This is a genomic window from Pseudomonas fluorescens (genome assembly GCF_900636825.1).
GTDB classification, from domain to species: Bacteria; Pseudomonadota; Gammaproteobacteria; order Pseudomonadales; family Pseudomonadaceae; genus Aquipseudomonas; species Aquipseudomonas fluorescens_BG.
In genome coordinates, this window is record NZ_LR134318.1 from 3,759,688 (window position 1) to 3,778,346 (window position 18,659).

At 59.4% G+C, this 18,659-nt stretch carries 15 protein-coding genes; 11 read left to right on the forward strand and 4 right to left on the reverse strand.

Going from position 1 to position 18,659, the window contains the following annotated elements:
• Window positions 1-21 precede the first annotated feature (21 nt).
• On the reverse strand, window positions 22-672 hold the full coding sequence (locus EL257_RS16950; RefSeq protein ID WP_126364543.1) for a GNAT family N-acetyltransferase: 651 nt from the start codon (window positions 670-672) through the stop codon (window positions 22-24).
• 323 nt (window positions 673-995) lie between these two features.
• On the opposite strand from EL257_RS16950, the gene xthA reads away from it, so the two are divergent.
• On the forward strand, window positions 996-1,808 hold the full coding sequence (gene xthA / locus EL257_RS16955; RefSeq protein ID WP_126364545.1) for an exodeoxyribonuclease III: 813 nt from the start codon (window positions 996-998) through the stop codon (window positions 1,806-1,808).
• Window positions 1,809-1,960: 152 nt separating this feature from the next.
• Window positions 1,961-3,295, forward strand: coding sequence for a substrate-binding domain-containing protein (locus EL257_RS16960; protein WP_126364547.1), 1,335 nt, complete (start codon window positions 1,961-1,963; stop codon window positions 3,293-3,295).
• 144 nt (window positions 3,296-3,439) lie between these two features.
• Here EL257_RS16960 and EL257_RS16965 read toward each other — a convergent pair whose 3' ends face one another.
• A complete protein-coding gene (locus EL257_RS16965) occupies window positions 3,440-4,669 on the reverse strand; it encodes an acyl-CoA dehydrogenase (RefSeq protein WP_126364549.1) in 1,230 nt (409 codons plus the stop codon).
• A gap of 185 nt (window positions 4,670-4,854) precedes the next feature.
• On the opposite strand from EL257_RS16965, the gene EL257_RS16970 reads away from it, so the two are divergent.
• The 3 genes from EL257_RS16970 to EL257_RS16980 all read left to right on the forward strand — a co-directional run bounded on the left by EL257_RS16970 (window position 4,855) and on the right by EL257_RS16980 (window position 7,389).
• Window positions 4,855-5,790 (forward strand): LysR family transcriptional regulator, encoded by a 936-nt coding sequence (locus EL257_RS16970; protein ID WP_126364551.1) that lies wholly within the window; start codon window positions 4,855-4,857, stop codon window positions 5,788-5,790.
• Between the two features lie 153 nt (window positions 5,791-5,943).
• Complete coding sequence (locus EL257_RS16975; RefSeq protein WP_126364553.1) at window positions 5,944-6,345, forward strand: MerR family transcriptional regulator; 402 nt, start codon at window positions 5,944-5,946, stop codon at window positions 6,343-6,345.
• 144 nt (window positions 6,346-6,489) lie between these two features.
• The gene (locus tag EL257_RS16980; RefSeq protein ID WP_126364555.1) at window positions 6,490-7,389 is read left to right on the forward strand and encodes a hydroxymethylglutaryl-CoA lyase; all 900 of its coding nucleotides are present in this window, start codon (window positions 6,490-6,492) and stop codon (window positions 7,387-7,389) included.
• Between the two features lie 616 nt (window positions 7,390-8,005).
• Here EL257_RS16980 and EL257_RS16990 read toward each other — a convergent pair.
• Window positions 8,006-9,700 (reverse strand): AMP-binding protein, encoded by a 1,695-nt coding sequence (locus tag EL257_RS16990; protein WP_126364559.1) that lies wholly within the window; start codon window positions 9,698-9,700, stop codon window positions 8,006-8,008.
• Window positions 9,701-9,999: 299 nt separating this feature from the next.
• On the opposite strand from EL257_RS16990, the gene EL257_RS16995 reads away from it, so the two are divergent.
• From EL257_RS16995 to EL257_RS17010, 4 genes are all read left to right on the forward strand, one after another.
• Window positions 10,000-11,163, forward strand: coding sequence for an isovaleryl-CoA dehydrogenase (locus EL257_RS16995; protein ID WP_126364561.1), 1,164 nt, complete (start codon window positions 10,000-10,002; stop codon window positions 11,161-11,163).
• Window positions 11,164-11,262: 99 nt separating this feature from the next.
• Window positions 11,263-12,867, forward strand: coding sequence for a carboxyl transferase domain-containing protein (locus tag EL257_RS17000; RefSeq protein WP_126364563.1), 1,605 nt, complete (start codon window positions 11,263-11,265; stop codon window positions 12,865-12,867).
• Between the two features lie 115 nt (window positions 12,868-12,982).
• The gene (locus EL257_RS17005) at window positions 12,983-13,798 is read left to right on the forward strand and encodes a gamma-carboxygeranoyl-CoA hydratase (protein ID WP_126364565.1); all 816 of its coding nucleotides are present in this window, start codon (window positions 12,983-12,985) and stop codon (window positions 13,796-13,798) included.
• Window positions 13,798-15,747 carry an acetyl/propionyl/methylcrotonyl-CoA carboxylase subunit alpha gene (locus EL257_RS17010; RefSeq protein WP_126364567.1) on the forward strand — a complete coding sequence of 650 codons (1,950 nt, stop codon included), beginning with the start codon at window positions 13,798-13,800 and terminating at the stop codon, window positions 15,745-15,747. The genes EL257_RS17005 and EL257_RS17010 overlap by 1 nt, the downstream gene beginning before the upstream one ends.
• A gap of 39 nt (window positions 15,748-15,786) precedes the next feature.
• Here EL257_RS17010 and EL257_RS17015 read toward each other — a convergent pair whose 3' ends face one another.
• Complete coding sequence (locus tag EL257_RS17015; protein ID WP_126364569.1) at window positions 15,787-16,446, reverse strand: LexA family protein; 660 nt, start codon at window positions 16,444-16,446, stop codon at window positions 15,787-15,789.
• Between the two features lie 131 nt (window positions 16,447-16,577).
• On the opposite strand from EL257_RS17015, the gene EL257_RS17020 reads away from it, so the two are divergent.
• Window positions 16,578-16,916 (forward strand): DUF6124 family protein, encoded by a 339-nt coding sequence (locus EL257_RS17020; RefSeq protein WP_126368166.1) that lies wholly within the window; start codon window positions 16,578-16,580, stop codon window positions 16,914-16,916.
• 478 nt (window positions 16,917-17,394) lie between these two features.
• Window positions 17,395-18,546 carry a M14 family metallopeptidase gene (locus EL257_RS17025; RefSeq protein ID WP_126364571.1) on the forward strand — a complete coding sequence of 384 codons (1,152 nt, stop codon included), beginning with the start codon at window positions 17,395-17,397 and terminating at the stop codon, window positions 18,544-18,546.
• Window positions 18,547-18,659: the final 113 nt, after the last annotated feature.

The window sequence follows — 18,659 nt, forward strand, 5'->3', positions numbered from 1 at the left end:
ATTTGTGAAGAAGTTCGATCATTATCCCGTTGCTGTTTGTAACACCTGCGGGTTGGCATGGAAAAATACGTGTTCGCGCACCGGCCCGACGGCAACCTCGCCGATCTCCTGATAACCCTGCCTTTTATAGAATTCCAGATAGCGCGGGTTGCCGGTGTCGAGGACTACGCCTTGCGAGGTTTCGTCGACCGCGCACCAGTTGTGCACCGCAGTGAGCAACTGTTCGCCGTAGTGCTTGCCCTGAAACTGCGGATGTACCCCGAGCAGCGGCAGCATGTGCACCGGGTCACCGGGTACGCACGCGGCGACGGCATCGTGATATTCGAGGTATCGCCGGGTGCAGCGAAACCCCGTGCTGAGCACCATGCGCAAACGCCACGCCCAACTTTCCGTCACGCCCAGGCGCCGTTGTGGCGGCGCGATCAGGGCGATCCCGATCAAGCGGTCGTTGACCAGCAGGCCGATCGCCGGCAGATCCTGAAGGAAATGCTGTTTGACCAGTTCGCGCACCGTGGCGCGCACGCGTTGTTCGTAGCCGGGGCGTTCGGCTTCGAACAGATAACCGAAGGTTGGCTCGTGACGGTAGGCCTGATACAGCAATGAACGGGCTTCGCGGGAGTAGCCGCGGTCAAGCATGTGGATATCGGCGACGGCGGTCTGGGTTTCAGGCATGACGGTGATTCTCCCCGGGGCGCGCTCGGAGGATGGCGCGCTTGTTGGTACGAACCTTCTGCGGGTGGTGTGGTTCCCCTGACAGGTATAGACCAGCCCTGGATCTTCATCGACTGTGAGGGCCCCTTCGCTGGCAAGCCAGCTCCCACAGTGTCTGTGTTGTACACAACATTCATATGCACCACAGAAACCTGTGGGAGCTGGCTTGCCAGCGATGGGGCCGGGACAGACAACCCAAATCCCACAGACCAAAATGATTTCTCCCACGCTGGCCCATCTCCCCCATGTCAGCTAGCATCGCCCTTTTGCCAGGACTGCCGACCATGAAGATTGTTTCCTTCAACATCAACGGACTGCGCGCGCGTCCGCATCAGCTGGCAGCGCTGATCGATAAGCACCAGCCGGACGTGATCGGCCTGCAGGAAACCAAGGTTCACGACGACCAGTTCCCCCTCGAAGACATCCGCGCCCTCGGCTACCACGTTTATTTCCATGGTCAGAAAGGTCACTACGGCGTCGCCCTGCTCTCGCGCCGGGAACCGATTGCCATCCACAAAGGGTTCAGCACTGACGACGAAGACGCTCAGCGGCGCTTTATCTGGGGCACGTTCGCCGATGCCAATGGCGTGCCGGTGACGATCATGAACGGCTATTTCCCACAGGGCGAAAGCCGCGACCATCCGACCAAATTCCCAGCCAAGCAGCGTTTTTACAGCGATCTGCAAACGCTGCTGGAAAGCCAGTTCCACAACGAACAGCCGCTGGTGGTGATGGGCGATGTGAACATTTCTCCCGAAGACTGTGACATCGGCATCGGCCCGGACAACATGAAGCGCTGGCTGAAAACCGGTAAATGCAGCTTCCTGCCGGAAGAGCGCGAGTGGATGGCGCGCCTGAAAAACTGGGGTCTGACCGACAGCTATCGCCACCTCAACCCGGACGTGACCGACATGTTCAGCTGGTTCGATTACCGCAGCCGTGGCTTCGAAGATGAGCCGAAGCGCGGGCTGCGGATTGACGTGATCCTGGCATCCCACGGCTTGCTGCCACGGGTCAAGGATGCGGGCGTGGACTACGAACTGCGCGGGATGGAAAAACCGTCGGACCATGCGCCGATCTGGCTTGAGTTGAGCTAAAAGCAAAAAGATCGCAGCCTTCGGCAGCTCCTACAGGGTACATATTCCAATGTAGGAGCTGCCGCAGGCTGCGATCTTTTGATCTGTCATCTTTCGGTCATCTGCCTGTCTTAATCTCCCCGGCAATCCCCTTGGCTTGTTTCGGTGCCGGCATGACCCTGCGTGTTTTGTTCGTGTTTCTATTGAGCGCATGGCTGACGGTCAGCGCCGCTGCCCTGCCCCTTGCGCAAACCGGCCCGGTGCTGCGCATCCAGGGCTCCAACACCATCGGCGCCGAACTTGGTCCGGCGTTGGCCGAAGGCCTGTTGCGCGAAGAAGGCCTGCTGAACATCCACCGCGAAACCCCCGATACCGCCAACGAACAGCGCATCGCCGGTCAGACTGCGCAGGGCCAGCGCGTGGTGATCGAAGTCGCGGCCCACGGTTCCAGCACAGGTTTCGCCGCGCTGAAAAACGCCAGTGCCGATCTGGCTGCGTCCTCCCGTGAAATAAAGGACAGCGAGTTGCTCAGCCTGCAAGCACTCGGCGACCTGAAAAGCGCCGCCGCCGAGCAAGTCATCGCCATCGATGGCCTGGCGATCATCCTGCATCCCGACAATCCCTTGCAGCAACTGGACACCGAGCAACTGGCGCGAATCTTCGCCGGCGAGGTGAAAAGCTGGGAGGACATCGGAGGCCGTGGTGGCGCGATACATCTTTATGCGCGCGATGATCAGTCGGGCACGTACGACACTTTCAAGGAATTGGTCCTGAATCGTCGTGGGAAAAATCTGAGCAGTGCCGCAAAACGCTTCGAGTCCAGCGAACAATTGTCCGATGCGGTCAGCGCCGATCCGCACGGCATCGGCTTCATCGGTTTGCCATACGTGCGGCAGGCCAAAGCCGTGGCGATCGCCGATGGTGCATCGCAAGCGATGCCGCCACTCAACAGCCTGATCGCCACTGAGGACTACCCGTTGTCGCGGCGGTTGTTCTTTTATTTGCCGCCCGACAAGGCCAACCCTTGGGCGCAAGCGCTGGCAAGGTTTGCCCAGAGCCCAGAGGGGCAGGCGATCGTTGCGGCCAGCGGTTTTGTCAGTCAGACCGTGCAAGCCATGAGCGTAACGCCGAATGCGCTGATGCCCGAGGGTTATCAGTCCCTCAGCCGGCATGCCCAGCGTCTGACGGTGAATTTCCGTTTTGCCGAGGGCAGCGCCAGCCTCGACAACAAGGCGCGGCAGGATCTGGCGCGAGTGCTCGACTATATAAAGCGCAATGGCAAGACCGAGCGTGCGGTGACGCTGGTGGGGTTTGGCGATCTCAAGGATGACCCGGCGCGAGCCGACCTGCTGTCGAAGCTACGGGCGATGGCGGTGCGTCGCGAGCTGGTGAAGAACGGTGTGGTCATGCGCGAAGTGCGCGGATTCGGCGCGCTGATGCCGGTCGCGACCAACAGCGCGGATGAAGGCCGGATCAAAAATCGGCGGGTTGAGGTTTGGGTGTATTGAGCCTGATGTTGATGTGTTGAACCTGCTTACGTCATCGCTGGCAAGCCAGCTCCCACAGTGTCCGAGTCGTACACCAAATTCATGTACACCCAAAAAACCTGTGGGAGCTGGCTTGCCAGCTATGAACGATAACTCGGTCTAGGATCAGCGCTCGCTACGCAACATTTCTTTCGGCACATACTTGCCGATCTCGAACTTGCCGATCGCCGCGCGGTGCACTTCGTCCGGGCCATCGGCGAGGCGTAAGGTGCGTTGCATGGCGTACATGTAGGCCAGCGGGAAATCGTTCGATACCCCTGCCCCGCCGTGCATCTGGATGGCCCGATCGATCACTCGCAGCGCGACATTTGGTGCAACAACCTTGATCTGCGCAATCTCGCTCTTCGCCACTTTGTTACCGACAGTGTCCATCATGTACGCGGCTTTCAGCGTCAGCAGACGTGCCATGTCGATTTCCATCCGCGAGTCGGCAATCTTGTCGACGTTACCGCCCAGACGCGCCAGTGGTTTGCCGAACGCAGTACGGCTCACCGAACGTTTGCACATTAGTTCCAGCGCACGCTCAGCCATGCCGACCGAACGCATGCAGTGGTGAATCCGGCCCGGGCCAAGGCGACCCTGGGCGATTTCGAAGCCGCGTCCTTCACCGAGCAGGACGTTTTCGTACGGCACGCGCACGTTGTCGAACAGCACTTCGGCATGACCGTGCGGTGCGTCGTCATAGCCGAATACCGGCAACGGACGGACGATTTTCACACCCGGTGTGTCGACCGGTACGAGGATCATCGAGTGCTGAGCGTGGCGCGGTGCATCCGGATTGCTCAGGCCCATGAAGATCAGGATCTTGCAGCGTGGATCGCAGGCGCCGGAGGTCCACCATTTTTTGCCGTTGATCACCCACTGATCGCCATCACGCACGGCGCGGGCCGCCATGTTGGTGGCATCGGAAGACGCCACGTCCGGCTCGGTCATGGCGAACGCCGAACGGATCTCGCCGCGCAGCAGCGGTTCGAGCCAGCGCTGTTTCTGTTCTTCGTTGGCATAGCGCACCAGCACTTCCATGTTGCCGGTGTCTGGCGCCGAGCAGTTGAACGGCTCCGGCCCGAGCAAAGAACGGCCCATGATTTCTGCCAATGGCGCGTATTCGAGATTGGTCAGGCCGGCACCGAGTTCCGATTCAGGCAGAAACAGATTCCACAGGCCTTCGGCCTTGGCCTTGGCCTTGAGCTCTTCCATGATCGCCGTCGGCTGCCAGCGATCGCCCTCGGCGACCTGCCGCTCGAACACGGCTTCGGCCGGGTAAACGTAAGTGTCCATGAACGCGGTCACGCGCTCACGCAGTTCTTGCACCTTGGGCGAATAAGCGAAATCCATGAGCAGCTCCCGATGGTTAAGGCAGTTCTTGGGCAGAGGTTGTTCAAGTCATGCAATCGATGCTAGAACAGCACTGATAATTTACCTAGCCTATTCTCGGCGTGTATAAACATTCATCACCGATATATGATCCGCTGATCATCAGCCCAAAAACACTTGCACTTAATAACAAGAGAAGCCGCGTTATGAATCTGAGCAAGGTCGACCTCAACCTTTTCATCGTCTTCGACGCGATCTACACCGAAGCCAACCTGACCCGCGCCGGGCAGATTGTCGGCATCACCCAGCCGGCGGTGTCCAACGCGCTGGCCCGGTTGCGCGAAACCTTCAACGACCCGCTGTTTGTGCGTACCGCTCAGGGCATGGTGCCGACGCCGATGGCGCAGAACATCATCGGCCCGGTGCGTAACGCCCTATCCCTGCTGCGCGTGTCGGTGCAGGAAAGCCGCATCTTCAACCCGGCGCAGGCGGCCAAGACTTACCGCATCAGCATGACCGACCTGACCGAAGCAGTGATTTTGCCGCCGCTGTTCCAGCGCCTGCGCCGCCTCGCACCGACGGTGATCATCGAAAGCTTTCTGTCCAAGCGCCGGGAAACCACCAAGGAACTGGCGGCCGGGCGGCTGGATTTCGCCGTGGACGCGCCGCTCAACACCGACCCGCAGGTTCGTCACGTCAAGCTGATGGAAGATCGCTACGTCTGTGCGATGCGCAAGGGTCACCCGATGGCGGGCAAGGAAAAACTCTCGCTGGATGACTACCTGTCGCTAACGCACATCCACATCTCCAGCCGCCGCAGCGGTTTGGGCTATGTCGATCTGGCGCTCGGCAAAATGGGCATTCAGCGCAAGATTGCCCTGCGTTCGCAGCACTATTTGATGGCGTCGCAGGTGATGCAGCAGACGGACATGGTCATGACCGTGCCGGAGCGGTTCGCCCGTCGGCATGAATTGCAGGCGTTCAATTTGCCGGTGAACGACGTGCCGCCCGTGGAGACGCATTTGTACTGGCACGAAAGCACCGATCAGGATCCGGCGAATCGCTGGATGCGCGAGCAGATGATCGAGTTGTGCCAGCAGGTGACGGCGCAGGAGAAGAAGCTGGATAAGCAGGTGGTTTGAGGATGAATCAAAAGATCGCAGCCTGCGGCAGCTCCTGCATTTGGAATGCATTCCCTCTGTAGGAGCTGCCGCAGGCTGCGATCTTTTTTCCTTCTTGACGTAAACGTAAACCACCGATTAGCTTAGCGCCATGCCCCTATTCCGAGCGCTTTCATGAGCAGTCAGACTTACAGCATTTCCGATCTCGCCCGCGAGCTGGACATCACCACGCGGGCGATTCGTTTCTATGAAGAGCAAGGCTTGCTCAGCCCCGAGCGCCGCGGACAAGAGCGCATTTATTCCCCGCGCGACAAAGTCACGCTGAAACTGATCCTGCGCGGCAAGCGCATCGGCTTTTCGCTGGCCGAGTGCCGCGAACTGATCGAACTCTACGACCCGTCCAGCGGTAACACCAAACAGCTCAACAGCATGCTGGCGAAAATCAGCGAGCGCCGCGAGCAACTCGAGCAACAGCTGCTGGATATCGAACAGATGAAGCTCGAGCTTGATACCGCCGAAGAACGCTGCGTGCAGGCGCTGGAGCAGACGCTCAAGAGTCAGCAAATAGCCCAGTAGTCAGGCACTACACCTTTCCCTGTGGGAGCGGGCTTGCCCGCGATGGCGTCGGGTCAGTCAACATCATTGCAGGATGTTCCGGCCTCATCGCGGGCGAGCCCGCTCCCACAGGGATCACCACGAATCCACGAAGCAGGTCCGCCCATGTCCCTCCCCTCCCAAGTACGCCTGATCGAAGTCGGCCCGCGCGATGGCCTGCAGAACGAAGCCCAGCCCATCAGCGTTGCCGACAAGGTGCAACTGGTCGACGCCTTGAGCGCCGCCGGCCTTGGCTATATTGAAGTCGGCAGTTTCGTTTCGCCCAAATGGGTGCCGCAAATGGCCGGTTCCGCCGAAGTGTTTGCGCAAATCCAGCGCAAGCCCGGCGTGACCTACGGCGCGCTGGCGCCCAACCTGCGGGGGTTTGAAGATGCCATCGCCGCTGGGGTGAAGGAAGTCGCCGTGTTCGCCGCTGCCTCGGAAGCCTTTTCGCAGCGCAATATCAATTGCTCGATCAGCGAAAGTCTGGCGCGCTTTGCGCCGATCATGAACGCGGCGCAACAACACGGCGTAACCGTGCGCGGTTACGTCTCGTGCGTGCTTGGCTGCCCCTACGAAGGCACGGTCGCGCCGGAGCAAGTGGCGAGTGTCGCCCGCGAGCTGTACGCGATGGGCTGCTACGAAGTGTCGTTGGGCGACACCATCGGCACCGGTACGGCGGGCGCGACCCGGCGTTTGTTCGAGGTGGTGTCGGCTCACGTGCCACGGGAAAAACTGGCCGGGCATTTCCACGATACGTATGGCCAGGCGATGGCCAATATCTACGCCAGCTTGCTCGAAGGCATTTCAGTGTTCGACAGCTCTATCGCGGGACTCGGCGGCTGCCCATACGCCAAAGGTGCGAGCGGTAACGTCGCCACGGAAGACGTCGTGTACCTGCTCAACGGCCTCGGCATCGACAGCGGAATCGACCTGGACGCCTTGATTGCCGCGGGTCAACGGATCAGCGCGGTGCTCGGTCGCCCCAGCGGTTCGCGTGTGGCCAAGGCGCGCAGTGCGCAGTGAGGTGTTACCCCGGTCCAGAATGTGGGCAAAAGCGAGTAACACGGAAACAAATTGTCTGGCTTTGCCGAGATTGAAAATTCTCTGAATTTATAAACTGTTGATTTTAAAGGGTTTTTAAAAGTTGGCACGACACCTGCTTTCTCTATCGCATAACAAGAATAAAAAGCCGCAAACCAATAAAAACAAGACGAAACGACTCTGACATAACAAAAACAACACGGCAGAGACGCAGCTAACAGATTTTTTTGGAGAAGGTGTGCTTTTCAGGGTGCTCTCAGGAGTGACCCGCAACCGGGCAGAGAACAATAAAACTACCCTCAGGTAGCTCCCGAATCGGTTGGATCGCTTGGCGAGAAAGTAGATCAGCGCTCAAAAAAATACGTTTGCTCTTGACCCCGGATGGGGGTCGCCAAAACAGCGGTAAAGGGCCACGGTTGCCAAAAACAACAACAGACCGACCCTCAATAATAAAAAAGAGCACGCAACGACAAAATTAAAGGGGAGCCTCGGCTCCCCTTTGTGCTTTCCAGGATTTGTGTTTTAAAAGATCGCAGCCTGCGGCAGCTCCTACACCGATCCCTGTAGGAGTTGCCGCAGGCTGCGATCTTTTGGGTTTTCAAAGCACTCCTTTCAGCTCCTCAATACTGATCTCACGCATCCGAAACTTCTGAATTTTGCCCGTCACCGTCATCGGAAACGCGTCGACAAACTTGAAGTGCCGCGGCGTCTTGAAGTGGGCGATGCGCTCCTTGCACCAGGTTTGCAGCTCTTGCTCGGTGGCGCTGTGGCCGGGGTGGAATTTGATCCAGGCAACAATCTCCTCACCATAACGCGAGCAAGGAATGCCGATCACCTGCACGTCCGCCACAGCCGGATGGGTGAAGAAAAACTCTTCCAGCTCGCGCGGATAGATGTTTTCGCCACCGCGAATGATCATGTCCTTGTTGCGCCCGGCGATGTTGACGTAGCCCGCCGCGTCCATGCTCGCCAGGTCGCCGGTGTGCATCCAGCCCGCCGCATCGATGGCGTCGGCGGTAGCTTGCGGGTTGTTCCAGTAGCCGAGCATCACGCTGTAACCGCGCGTACAGAGTTCGCCGATGGTGCCACGCGGGACCAGATTGCCGGCATCATCGATGATTTTGCTTTCCAGTTGCGGCTGGGTACGGCCGACGGTCGTTACGCGCAGCTCCAGCTCGTCGTCCGGGCCGGTTTGCAAAGATACCGGGCTGGTTTCGGTCATGCCGTAGGCAATCTGCACTTCGCTCATGTGCATCTCGCTGATAACCCGGCGCATCACTTCAATCGGGCAGGTGGCGCCGGCCATGATTCCGGTGCGCAGGCTCGACAGATCGCATGCGCTGCGCTGCGGCTGGTCGAGCATGGCGATGAACATGGTCGGCACACCGTAGAGTGCGGTGGCTTTTTCTTCGGTGACGGTTTGCAGGGTCAGCCAGGGATCGAACGCGTCGTTGGGGTAAATCATCGTACTGCCGTGGGTGATGCAGCCGAGATTACCCATGACCATGCCGAAGCAATGGTAGAGCGGCACCGGGATCACCAGCCGATCAGCCGGGGTCAGCCCGATGCTTTCGCCGACCATGTAACCGTTGTTGAGAATGTTGTAATGACTGAGGATCGCGCCCTTGGGAAAACCGGTAGTGCCGGAGGTGTACTGGATGTTGACGGGTTGCTCGAAGTGCAGGCTTGCGCCCCGTTCGCTGAGTTGTTGCGGGGGAACGCTGGCGGCCATATCGGTCAGTTGCGACCACGGCAGAAACCCTGATGGCGGTTGTGGGTCGAGGCTGATAACGCCGCGCAAATCCGGCAGACGCTCGCTGCGCAATTGGCCGATGGATTGCTCGGCCAGTTCCGGCACCAACCCTTGCAACATGCTGTGGTAGTTGGAGGACTTGAACGCGCCAGCGCACACCAGCCACTGGCAGCCGGATTGTTTGAGCACGTATTCGAGTTCGGAGCTGCGGTACGCCGGATTGATGTTGACCAGGATCACGCCGATTTTCGCCGTGGCGAACTGGGTGATGCACCACTGCGCGCAATTCGGCGCCCAGATACCGAGGCGGTCGCCGGTCTGCAAACCCAGCGCGAGCAGCGCTCTGGCATGGAGATCCACCGCCGCGGTCAGTTGTCTCCAGGTGTAACGCAGTTGCTGATGACGGACGACAAGCGCTTCACCGTCGGGATATTGCGCGGCAGTTTCATCTAACTTCTGCCCGATGGTCATCGCCAGCAAGGCTTTGTCCTGAGCCCCTTGGCTGTAGCTGCGCTGCGGGTTTGCACTGGGTTGATCCATGACGACCCCTATTGTCTTTATTAGTGGGTTTCCCGGTTTCGATCCCCTTGTGGGAGCGAGCCTGCTCGCGAAGACGCCAGCATATTCAGCATGAATGTTCACTGAACTGACGCTTTCGCGAGCAGGCTCGCTCTCACAGGTTTCATTCGGCATTCAATCCTGATCTGTCCTTACTCTCGCTCAAGTTGACGTTCACGTAAAGCCGATTGACAGCCGAACGCCGGAAGCTTTACGTTAACGTAAAGCTGAACGCCGATTCATCGTGCGCTCCACCCGATAAAAAAGCCAAAAGGTGACCCATGAGCTATCCATCCCTGAACTTCGCCCTCGGTGAAACCATCGACATGCTGCGCGATCAGGTTCAGTCCTTCGTCGCCGATCAGATCGCCCCGCGTGCCGCGCAGATCGACCGCGACAACCTGTTCCCCGCCGACATGTGGCGAAAGTTCGGTGACATGGGCCTGCTCGGCATCACCGTGCCGGAAGAGTACGGCGGCGCCGGGCTGGGTTACCTCGCGCACGTCGTCGCCATGGAAGAAATCAGTCGTGGCTCGGCCTCGGTGGCGTTGTCCTACGGCGCGCATTCGAACCTCTGCGTCAACCAGATCAACCGCAACGGCAATCACGAACAAAAGACCAAGTATCTGCCGAAATTGATCAGCGGCGAGCACGTCGGCGCGCTCGCCATGAGCGAACCGAATGCCGGTTCCGACGTGGTCTCGATGAAGCTGCGCGCCGACAAACGTGGCGACCGCTTCGTGCTCAACGGCAGCAAAACCTGGATCACCAACGGCCCCGACGCCAACACCTACGTGATCTACGCCAAAACCGATCTGGAAAAAGGTCCGCACGGCATCACCGCATTCATCGTCGAGCGCGACTGGAAAGGTTTCAGCCGCAGCAACAAGTTCGACAAGCTCGGCATGCGCGGTTCCAACACTTGCGAGCTGTTTTTCGATGACGTCGAAGTGCCAGAAGAGAACATCCTCGGCGCGCTTAACGGTGGCGTGAAAGTGTTGATGAGTGGCCTCGATTACGAGCGCGTTGTGCTGTCGGGCGGACCGACCGGAATCATGCAGTCGTGCATGGACCTGATCGTGCCGTATATCCACGACCGCAAGCAGTTCGGCCAGAGCATCGGCGAATTCCAGCTGATCCAGGGCAAAGTGGCGGACATGTACACCCAGCTCAACGCCAGCCGCGCTTATCTCTACGCGGTGGCGCAGGCCTGCGAACGCGGCGAGACCACGCGCAAGGACGCGGCCGGGGTGATCCTCTACACCGCGGAGCGCGCCACACAAATGGCCCTCGACGCGATCCAGATTCTTGGCGGCAACGGCTACATCAACGAATTCCCGGCCGGTCGTCTGTTGCGCGACGCCAAGCTGTACGAAATCGGCGCCGGCACCAGCGAGATTCGTCGCATGCTCATCGGTCGCGAACTGTTTAACGAGACGAAATGAATTTCGTCAGCTGCGAGCTACAAGCTACAAGCTGCAAGAGAACAGCTGTCGCTTGCCGCTTGTAGCTTGTAGCTCGAAGCTGCTTACGGAGTAAGCCCCATGATTTTGCACACTCAGCTCAATCCGCGTTCAGCCGAGTTCGCCGCCAACAGCGCGGCGATGCTCAAACAGGTTGATGCGCTGCATACTCTGCTCGCCCAAGTGGCGCAGGGTGGTGGCGCCAAGGCCCAGGAACGGCACACCTCGCGCGGTAAATTGCTGCCGCGCGAGCGGATCAACCGCTTGCTCGATCCGGGTTCACCTTTTCTCGAGATCAGCCAACTCGCCGCCCACGCGGTGTATGGCGAAGACGTGCCAGCTGCCGGGGTGATTGCCGGGATCGGCCGGGTTGAAGGCGTCGAATGCATGATCGTCGCCAATGACGCCACGGTGAAAGGTGGCTCTTATTATCCGCTGACCGTGAAGAAACATCTGCGCGCGCAAACCATCGCTCAGCAGAACCGCCTGCCATGCATCTATCTGGTGGATTCCGGCGGCGCCAACCTGCCGCGTCAGGACGAGGTATTTCCGGATCGCGAACATTTCGGACGGATCTTTTTCAATCAGGCCAACATGAGTGCGATGGGTATTGCACAGATCGCCGTCGTCATGGGCTCATGCACCGCCGGCGGCGCGTATGTGCCGGCGATGGCCGACGAGGCGATCATGGTGCGCGATCAGGCGACGATCTTCCTCGCCGGCCCGCCACTGGTAAAAGCCGCGACCGGTGAAGTGGTCAGCGCCGAAGATCTGGGCGGTGCCGATGTGCACTGCAAGATCTCCGGAGTCGCCGACCATTACGCCGAGAATGACGAACACGCCCTCGCCCTCGCTCGCCGCAGTATTGCGAATCTCAACTGGCGCAAACTCGGTGAAGTGCAGCAGCGCACGCCGATTGCCCCGCTGTACGACAGCGAAGAGCTGTATGGCGTGGTTTCCGCCGATGCCAAGCAACCGTTCGATGTTCGCGAAGTGATTGCGCGTCTGGTCGACGGTTCGGTGTTCGATGAATTCAAAGCCTTGTTCGGCACCACGCTGGTGTGCGGTTTTGCGCACCTGCACGGCTACCCGATCGCGATTCTGGCGAACAACGGCATTCTCTTCGCCGAAGCCGCGCAGAAAGGCGCTCACTTTATTGAACTGGCCTGTCAGCGCGGTATTCCGTTGCTGTTTCTGCAAAACATCACCGGTTTCATGGTCGGGCAGAAATACGAGGCCGGCGGCATCGCCAAACATGGCGCAAAACTGGTGACGGCGGTGGCCTGCGCCAAGGTGCCGAAATTCACCGTGATCATCGGCGGCAGCTTCGGCGCCGGTAACTACGGCATGTGCGGCCGCGCTTATGACCCGCGTTTTCTGTGGATGTGGCCGAACGCGCGCATCGGCGTGATGGGCGCCGAACAGGCCGCCGGCGTACTGGTGCAGGTCAAGCGCGAACAGGCCGAACGCAGCGGACAGCCGTTCAGCGCCGCGCAGGAAGCAGAGATCAAGCAACCGATTCTCGATCAGTACGAAGAACAGGGTCACCCCTACTATTCCAGCGCACGGCTGTGGGACGACGGTGTCATCGACCCGGCGCAGACCCGCGATGTGCTGGCCCTAGCGCTGTCCGCATCGCTGAACGCGCCAATCGAACCGAGCCGCTTCGGCGTGTTCCGGATGTGATTTTTTGTGGGAGCGAGCCTGCTCGCGAAGGCTTCAGCGCGATTCATCTCAATGACCGCGCCATCGTTTTTCGCGAGCCGGCGCACTCCCACAGGAACCGTGGAGACGGAAGAATATGAGCGACTTCAATACCCTCGAACTGCAAAGCGACCCACGGGGTTTCGCGACGCTGTGGCTCAATCGCGCGGAAAAGAATAACGCGTTCAATGCCGAGATGATCCGCGAACTGATCCTCGCCCTCGACAAGGTCGCCAGCGACGCCAGCCTGCGTTTCCTGCTGGTACGCGGACGCGGCAAGCATTTCAGTGCCGGTGCCGATCTGGCCTGGATGCAGCAATCTGCCGAACTCGATTACCACACCAACCTCGACGACGCCCGTGAATTGGCGGAGCTGATGTACAACCTCGCCAAACTGAAAATTCCCACGCTGGCCGTGGTGCAAGGCGCCGCGTTCGGCGGCGCGCTCGGGTTGATCAGCTGTTGCGACATGGCCATCGGCGCCGATGACGCGCAGTTCTGTCTGTCGGAAGTGCGTATCGGACTGGCCCCGGCGGTGATCAGCCCGTTCGTGGTGCAAGCGATTGGCGAGCGTGCGGCACGGCGTTACGCCCTGACCGCGGAGCGGTTTGGTGGTCAGCGCGCGCGGGAAATAGGCTTGTTGGCCGAAAGCTATCCGAGCGCGGAGCTGGAGCAACAGGTCGAGTTGTGGACCGACAACCTGCTGCTCAACAGTCCTGCCGCCATGCGCGCCAGCAAGGACCTGCTGCGCGAAGTCGGCAACGGTGCGCTCACCCCGGCATTACGCCGCTACACCGAAAACGCCATCGCACGCATCCGTGTCAGCCCCGAAGGCCAGGAAGGTCTGCGCGCCTTCCTGCAAAAACGCACGCCCCACTGGCAAGCCGAATCCACCACCAAGGAGCCGCGTTGATGAGCGCACCCGTTCTCACCACCCTGCTGGTGGCCAACCGTGGCGAAATCGCTTGCCGGGTGATGCGCACCGCCAAAGCGCTGGGCCTGACCACCGTCGCCGTACACAGCGCCACCGATCGCGACGCACGGCACAGCCGGGAAGCGGATATCCGCGTCGACCTGGGCGGCAGCAAAGCGGCCGACAGTTATCTGCAAATCGACAAATTGATCGCGGCGGCCAAGGCCAGCGGTGCGCAGGCCATTCACCCCGGTTATGGCTTTTTGTCGGAGAACGCCGGATTTGCCCGCGAGATCGAAGCGGCCGGGCTGATTTTCCTCGGGCCGCCCGCCTCGGCTATCGACGCGATGGGCAGCAAATCCGCCGCCAAAGCGCTGATGGAAACCGCCGGTGTGCCGCTGGTGCCCGGTTATCACGGCGAAGCGCAGGATCTCGATACGTTCCGTGATGCCTGCGAGCGTATCGGCTACCCGGTGCTGCTCAAGGCCACGGCTGGCGGCGGCGGCAAAGGCATGAAAGTGGTCGAGGACGTCAGCCAGCTGGCCGAAGCCCTCGCCTCCGCCCAGCGTGAAGCGCAGTCGTCGTTCGGCGATTCGCGGATGCTGGTGGAGAAGTACCTGCTCAAGCCGCGACACGTGGAAATTCAGGTGTTCGCCGATCAGCATGGCCACTGCCTGTATCTCAATGAGCGTGATTGCTCGATTCAGCGCCGACACCAGAAGGTCGTCGAAGAAGCGCCCGCGCCCGGCCTGACCCCTGAACTTCGCCGGGCGATGGGTGAGGCCGCGGTGCGCTCGGCGCAGGCCATCGGTTATGTCGGCGCCGGCACCGTGGAATTTTTGCTTGATGCCCGTGGTGAATTCTTCTTTATGGAGATGAACACGCGACTGCAAGTCGAGCACCCGGTGACTGAAGCCATTACCGGGCTGGATCTGGTGGCCTGGCAAATCCGCGTGGCCCGTGGCGAAGCGCTGCCGATGACCCAAGAGCAAGTGCCGCTCAACGGTCATGCGATCGAGGTGCGGCTATATGCTGAAGATCCGGCGAATGATTTCCTGCCCGCCACTGGGCGCTTGCAGTTGTACCGTGAATCGGCACAAGGGCCGGGGCGTCGGGTCGATAGCGGCGTCGAAGAGGGAGACGAGATTTCGCCGTTCTATGACCCGATGCTTGGCAAGCTGATTGCCTGGGGCGAGGATCGCGAACAGGCACGGTTGCGCCTGCTGAGCATGCTCGACGAATTCGCGATTGGCGGCTTGCGAACCAACATCAATTTTCTGCGGCGAATCATCGCTCATCCGGCGTTTGCCGCAGCGCAACTGGATACCGGATTTATTCCGCGTTATCAGGACCAATTGCTGCCGGCTCCGGGCGCATTGAGCGACGAGTTCTGGGCGATGGCCGCCCAAGCCTTTGCGCTGAGCATGCCTGTCGCCGTGCGTCAGGATGATCCCGGCTCGCCGTGGGCGCGGCGGAATGGGTTGCGTGCAGGTTTGCCGCAGGAAACCACGCTGCACCTGACCTGCGAGGGACAGGATCGAGCGCTGACGCTGAGTGTTACCGGCAATGCGCAGTGGGCTGAGGATGAACTGGTCATCGATCAACAAGGGGTACGCCGCAGGTTGCGGGCGATACGTCGCGGTGATGCGTTGTATCTGCAATGGGAAGACGAGCTGCGGCGCGTCGAGATGTTCGACCCGATCAGCGCTGTCGAAGCCAGTCACAGTCATCAGGGCGGTCTGACCGCGCCGATGAACGGCAGTATTGTGCGGGTGCTGGTCGAGGCCGGGCAAAGAGTTGAAGCCGGCACGCAACTGGTGGTGCTGGAGGCCATGAAAATGGAGCACAGCATCCGCGCGCCCCACGCTGGAGTGATCAAAGCGCTGTATTGCCGGGAAGGTGAAATGGTCGGCGAAGGCAGCGCTTTGGTGGAACTGGAAGAGGCTTGAAGTGAAGATCGATCCTACAGCTGAGGAGGATCGATCTGACTAAAAACGAGCAATGGCTTGCACCACGACACCGATGATCCGACATTCGTCGGTGAACAGCATCTTCGGCCAGGTCGGGTTGAGCGGCACCAGATAACGTTGGCCGCTCTGCTCGTCGAGCTTTCTGAATACCGCTTCCGCGCTGTCGGGCCACTGGGCAATCACCAGTTTGCCCGGCACCGCTTCGGCCGCGGGGTCGACAAGGATGAGCATGCCTTCGCCAACGCTCTGGCCAGTGGGCGCCGTCATCGAATCACCCACCACCGTCAACCAGAACGCCGCGCCCTGAGCGTGATAATCCGTCAGCTCGTAACGTTGTTTGTCCGACGGCGAGGCATAGGCAGGCTGCCCACTCTCGCGCACCTCGCAGGGCGTTCGCCAGTCACACACCGGGTACCGGAAGTACGGGTTGTACTTCTGCGCCAGCGGCATTTCGTCTTCCGCAACCAACGGCGGTTCGCGGATCACCAGCACCACTTCGAGGAAATCCATCCCGAGTGCCTCCAGCACGCGGTTCATCTCCGTGATACCGGGTTCGCGACGTTTGTTCAGCCAATGACCGATCCCACCCTGGGACATGCCGACGCGCTCTCCGAGCTCTGTTTGAGTGATTTTGAGTTCACTCATCTTGGCCTTGACCAACTCAATCCATTTATCCATGTGCGGCACCTTACTCGGACGCCTTCGGCCGGCAAAACACATATTGTAGTATTTAAATTCTGGTCACAATTACGATACGTATTATGCTGAGGATTATGGATTCCGCATCGCACAAGGAGTGACCCCGCATGATGAATATCACCAGCAAAGATTTGCCCGATCTGCAGATAGACACCACCTTCACCTCGCCTCAAGGCCATGCCGCAGCGCAGCGAGCGCTGGACTACTACTTGAAACCAGCTGTGTCCGAACCGGATACGGAGGAACGTTTTTTCAACGTGAAGCGCCATCTCAGTGGCGAAGAAGCCCTGGTCCATGCCTCGGATCTGCTGCGCTGTGCAGCAGCGACCGCATTCAAATCGGCAGAAAACCTGCAAGGCGCGAGTCGCGACCTGGCGTTTTCGGTGGTGCATATGGTGGACATGGCGCGGGCGATGGTCGATCACTCGATCGATGGCGAGGAGGCTTGAGCGACGGGAGTCGGAACGGATGGGAAAGAATTTTCCCATCGCGCAGATAAAAACATTTGACTTGCAAATGATAATGATTATTATTGCAAGCAGCTGGTCGCAAGATCAGTCGATGGACCAGAGACCTTAGGTCGGTCTTCTGGACTATCTCCTCATCAGGCTAATCACGGTTTTTGACCCGGCTTTTTGCCGGGTCTTTTTTTGCCCGTTTTTCGGGCTTGTGTCTTCAGGCTAATGAAGTCTTTGGGTGCTGCAAATTCGATGGCGCGGATAATATCAAAAGAATATCCATTGGCAAGCGGAGCCCCGCCAGATCAGCACAAACTAATGGCAATCAGCACTTGAGAATCAATCGCATAATCTCTAAGCTGCATCCGCGTCACGGAGGACGCCCCCGCCACAACCCGCATTTGGTCTCGGTTTCAGCCCTTCCTGCGTGTAAAGTAACGGCCATAAAAATCAAATTCAGGAAGCGATTATGACCGTGGCCAAATCTTCGTTCGACATCAGCGCCAATTTCGACAGCGGCAATATCCAAGTCATTGACATCAGCAATCCGCTCAGTCCGGTTCTGGCCATCCGCCCGGACACCCGCAGCGCGCATTTCCAGTGGTTCCACTTCAAAGCCAGCGGTCTGCATGTTCGTCAGGAACACTGGTTTCGCCTGGTCAACGCCAGCCAGTCCTCCTACAACAAAGCCTGGACCGGTTATCAGGCGGTCGCTTCCTACGACCACGTCAACTGGTTCCGCATTCCGACCAGCTTCGAAGGTGACAGCCTGCGGTTCTGCCTCGAAGCCGAGCAGACCCATGCCTGGTTCGCTTACTTCGAACCCTACAGCCGTGGCCGTCATGACTGGCTGATCGAGCAGGCATTGAGCAAGGCTGGCACCGAATTGCTCGCGACTGGCAAAAGCGTCGAGGGCCGCGACATTCAACTGCTGCGCAAAGGTACCGGCGCTGAGGGCCAACGCAAGATCTGGATCATCGCCCAACAACACCCGGGCGAGCACATGGCTGAATGGTTCATGGAAGGCGTTATCGAGCGACTCGAAAGGCATGACGATCCGCTGTTGAACAAACTCCTGGCCAGCGCCGATCTGTACCTGGTTCCGAACATGAACCCGGACGGCGCCTTCCACGGTCACTTGCGGACCAATGCGATGGGCCAGGATTTGAACCGCGCTTGGCAGAACGCCAGTCAGGAAGTCAGTCCGGAGGTATTTTTCGTACAACAGCAAATGGAAAAGTATGGCGTGGATATGTTCCTCGACGTACACGGCGACGAAGAAATTCCTCACGTCTTCACCGCCGGTTGCGAAGGCAACCCAGGCTATACGCCACGTCTGGAAAAGCTCGAAGAGCATTTCCGCACACACCTGAAACACACCACCAAAGATTTCCAGACGCAGTATGGCTACACCCGCGATGAACCGGGCCAAGCCAACATGACGCTGGCCTGCAACAGCGTGGGCCAGAAATACGACTGCCTGTCGCTGACGCTGGAGATGCCGTTCAAGGATCACGACGACGCGCCGAATCCGCAAACCGGATGGTCGGGCAAACGCTCGAAGCAGTTGGGCAAGGACGTGCTGACCACGATCGCCGACATGGTCGATTCCCTGCGCTGATCTCTGCCACCGCACGGCCAAAAATCGCAGCTTGTCTGCGATTTTTTGTGGGCGTAATTCCTCGCTTCGAGCGAACAGGTTGCAAATAGAAACCACAATCCTTACCTTGATCT

Excerpts from the sequence above, each read along its gene's own strand:
- EL257_RS16950 (WP_126364543.1), bottom strand. The coding sequence starts at position 672 with ATGCCTGAAACCCAGACCGCCGTCGCCGATATCCACATGCTTGACCGC.
- xthA (WP_126364545.1), top strand. The coding sequence starts at position 996 with ATGAAGATTGTTTCCTTCAACATCAACGGACTGCGCGCGCGTCCGCAT.
- EL257_RS16960 (WP_126364547.1), top strand. The coding sequence starts at position 1,961 with ATGACCCTGCGTGTTTTGTTCGTGTTTCTATTGAGCGCATGGCTGACG.
- EL257_RS16965 (WP_126364549.1), bottom strand. The coding sequence starts at position 4,669 with ATGGATTTCGCTTATTCGCCCAAGGTGCAAGAACTGCGTGAGCGCGTG.
- EL257_RS16970 (WP_126364551.1), top strand. The coding sequence starts at position 4,855 with ATGAATCTGAGCAAGGTCGACCTCAACCTTTTCATCGTCTTCGACGCG.
- EL257_RS16975 (WP_126364553.1), top strand. The coding sequence starts at position 5,944 with ATGAGCAGTCAGACTTACAGCATTTCCGATCTCGCCCGCGAGCTGGAC.
- EL257_RS16980 (WP_126364555.1), top strand. The coding sequence starts at position 6,490 with ATGTCCCTCCCCTCCCAAGTACGCCTGATCGAAGTCGGCCCGCGCGAT.
- EL257_RS16990 (WP_126364559.1), bottom strand. The coding sequence starts at position 9,700 with ATGGATCAACCCAGTGCAAACCCGCAGCGCAGCTACAGCCAAGGGGCT.
- EL257_RS16995 (WP_126364561.1), top strand. The coding sequence starts at position 10,000 with ATGAGCTATCCATCCCTGAACTTCGCCCTCGGTGAAACCATCGACATG.
- EL257_RS17000 (WP_126364563.1), top strand. The coding sequence starts at position 11,263 with ATGATTTTGCACACTCAGCTCAATCCGCGTTCAGCCGAGTTCGCCGCC.
- EL257_RS17005 (WP_126364565.1), top strand. The coding sequence starts at position 12,983 with ATGAGCGACTTCAATACCCTCGAACTGCAAAGCGACCCACGGGGTTTC.
- EL257_RS17010 (WP_126364567.1), top strand. The coding sequence starts at position 13,798 with ATGAGCGCACCCGTTCTCACCACCCTGCTGGTGGCCAACCGTGGCGAA.
- EL257_RS17015 (WP_126364569.1), bottom strand. The coding sequence starts at position 16,446 with ATGGATAAATGGATTGAGTTGGTCAAGGCCAAGATGAGTGAACTCAAA.
- EL257_RS17020 (WP_126368166.1), top strand. The coding sequence starts at position 16,578 with ATGAATATCACCAGCAAAGATTTGCCCGATCTGCAGATAGACACCACC.
- EL257_RS17025 (WP_126364571.1), top strand. The coding sequence starts at position 17,395 with ATGACCGTGGCCAAATCTTCGTTCGACATCAGCGCCAATTTCGACAGC.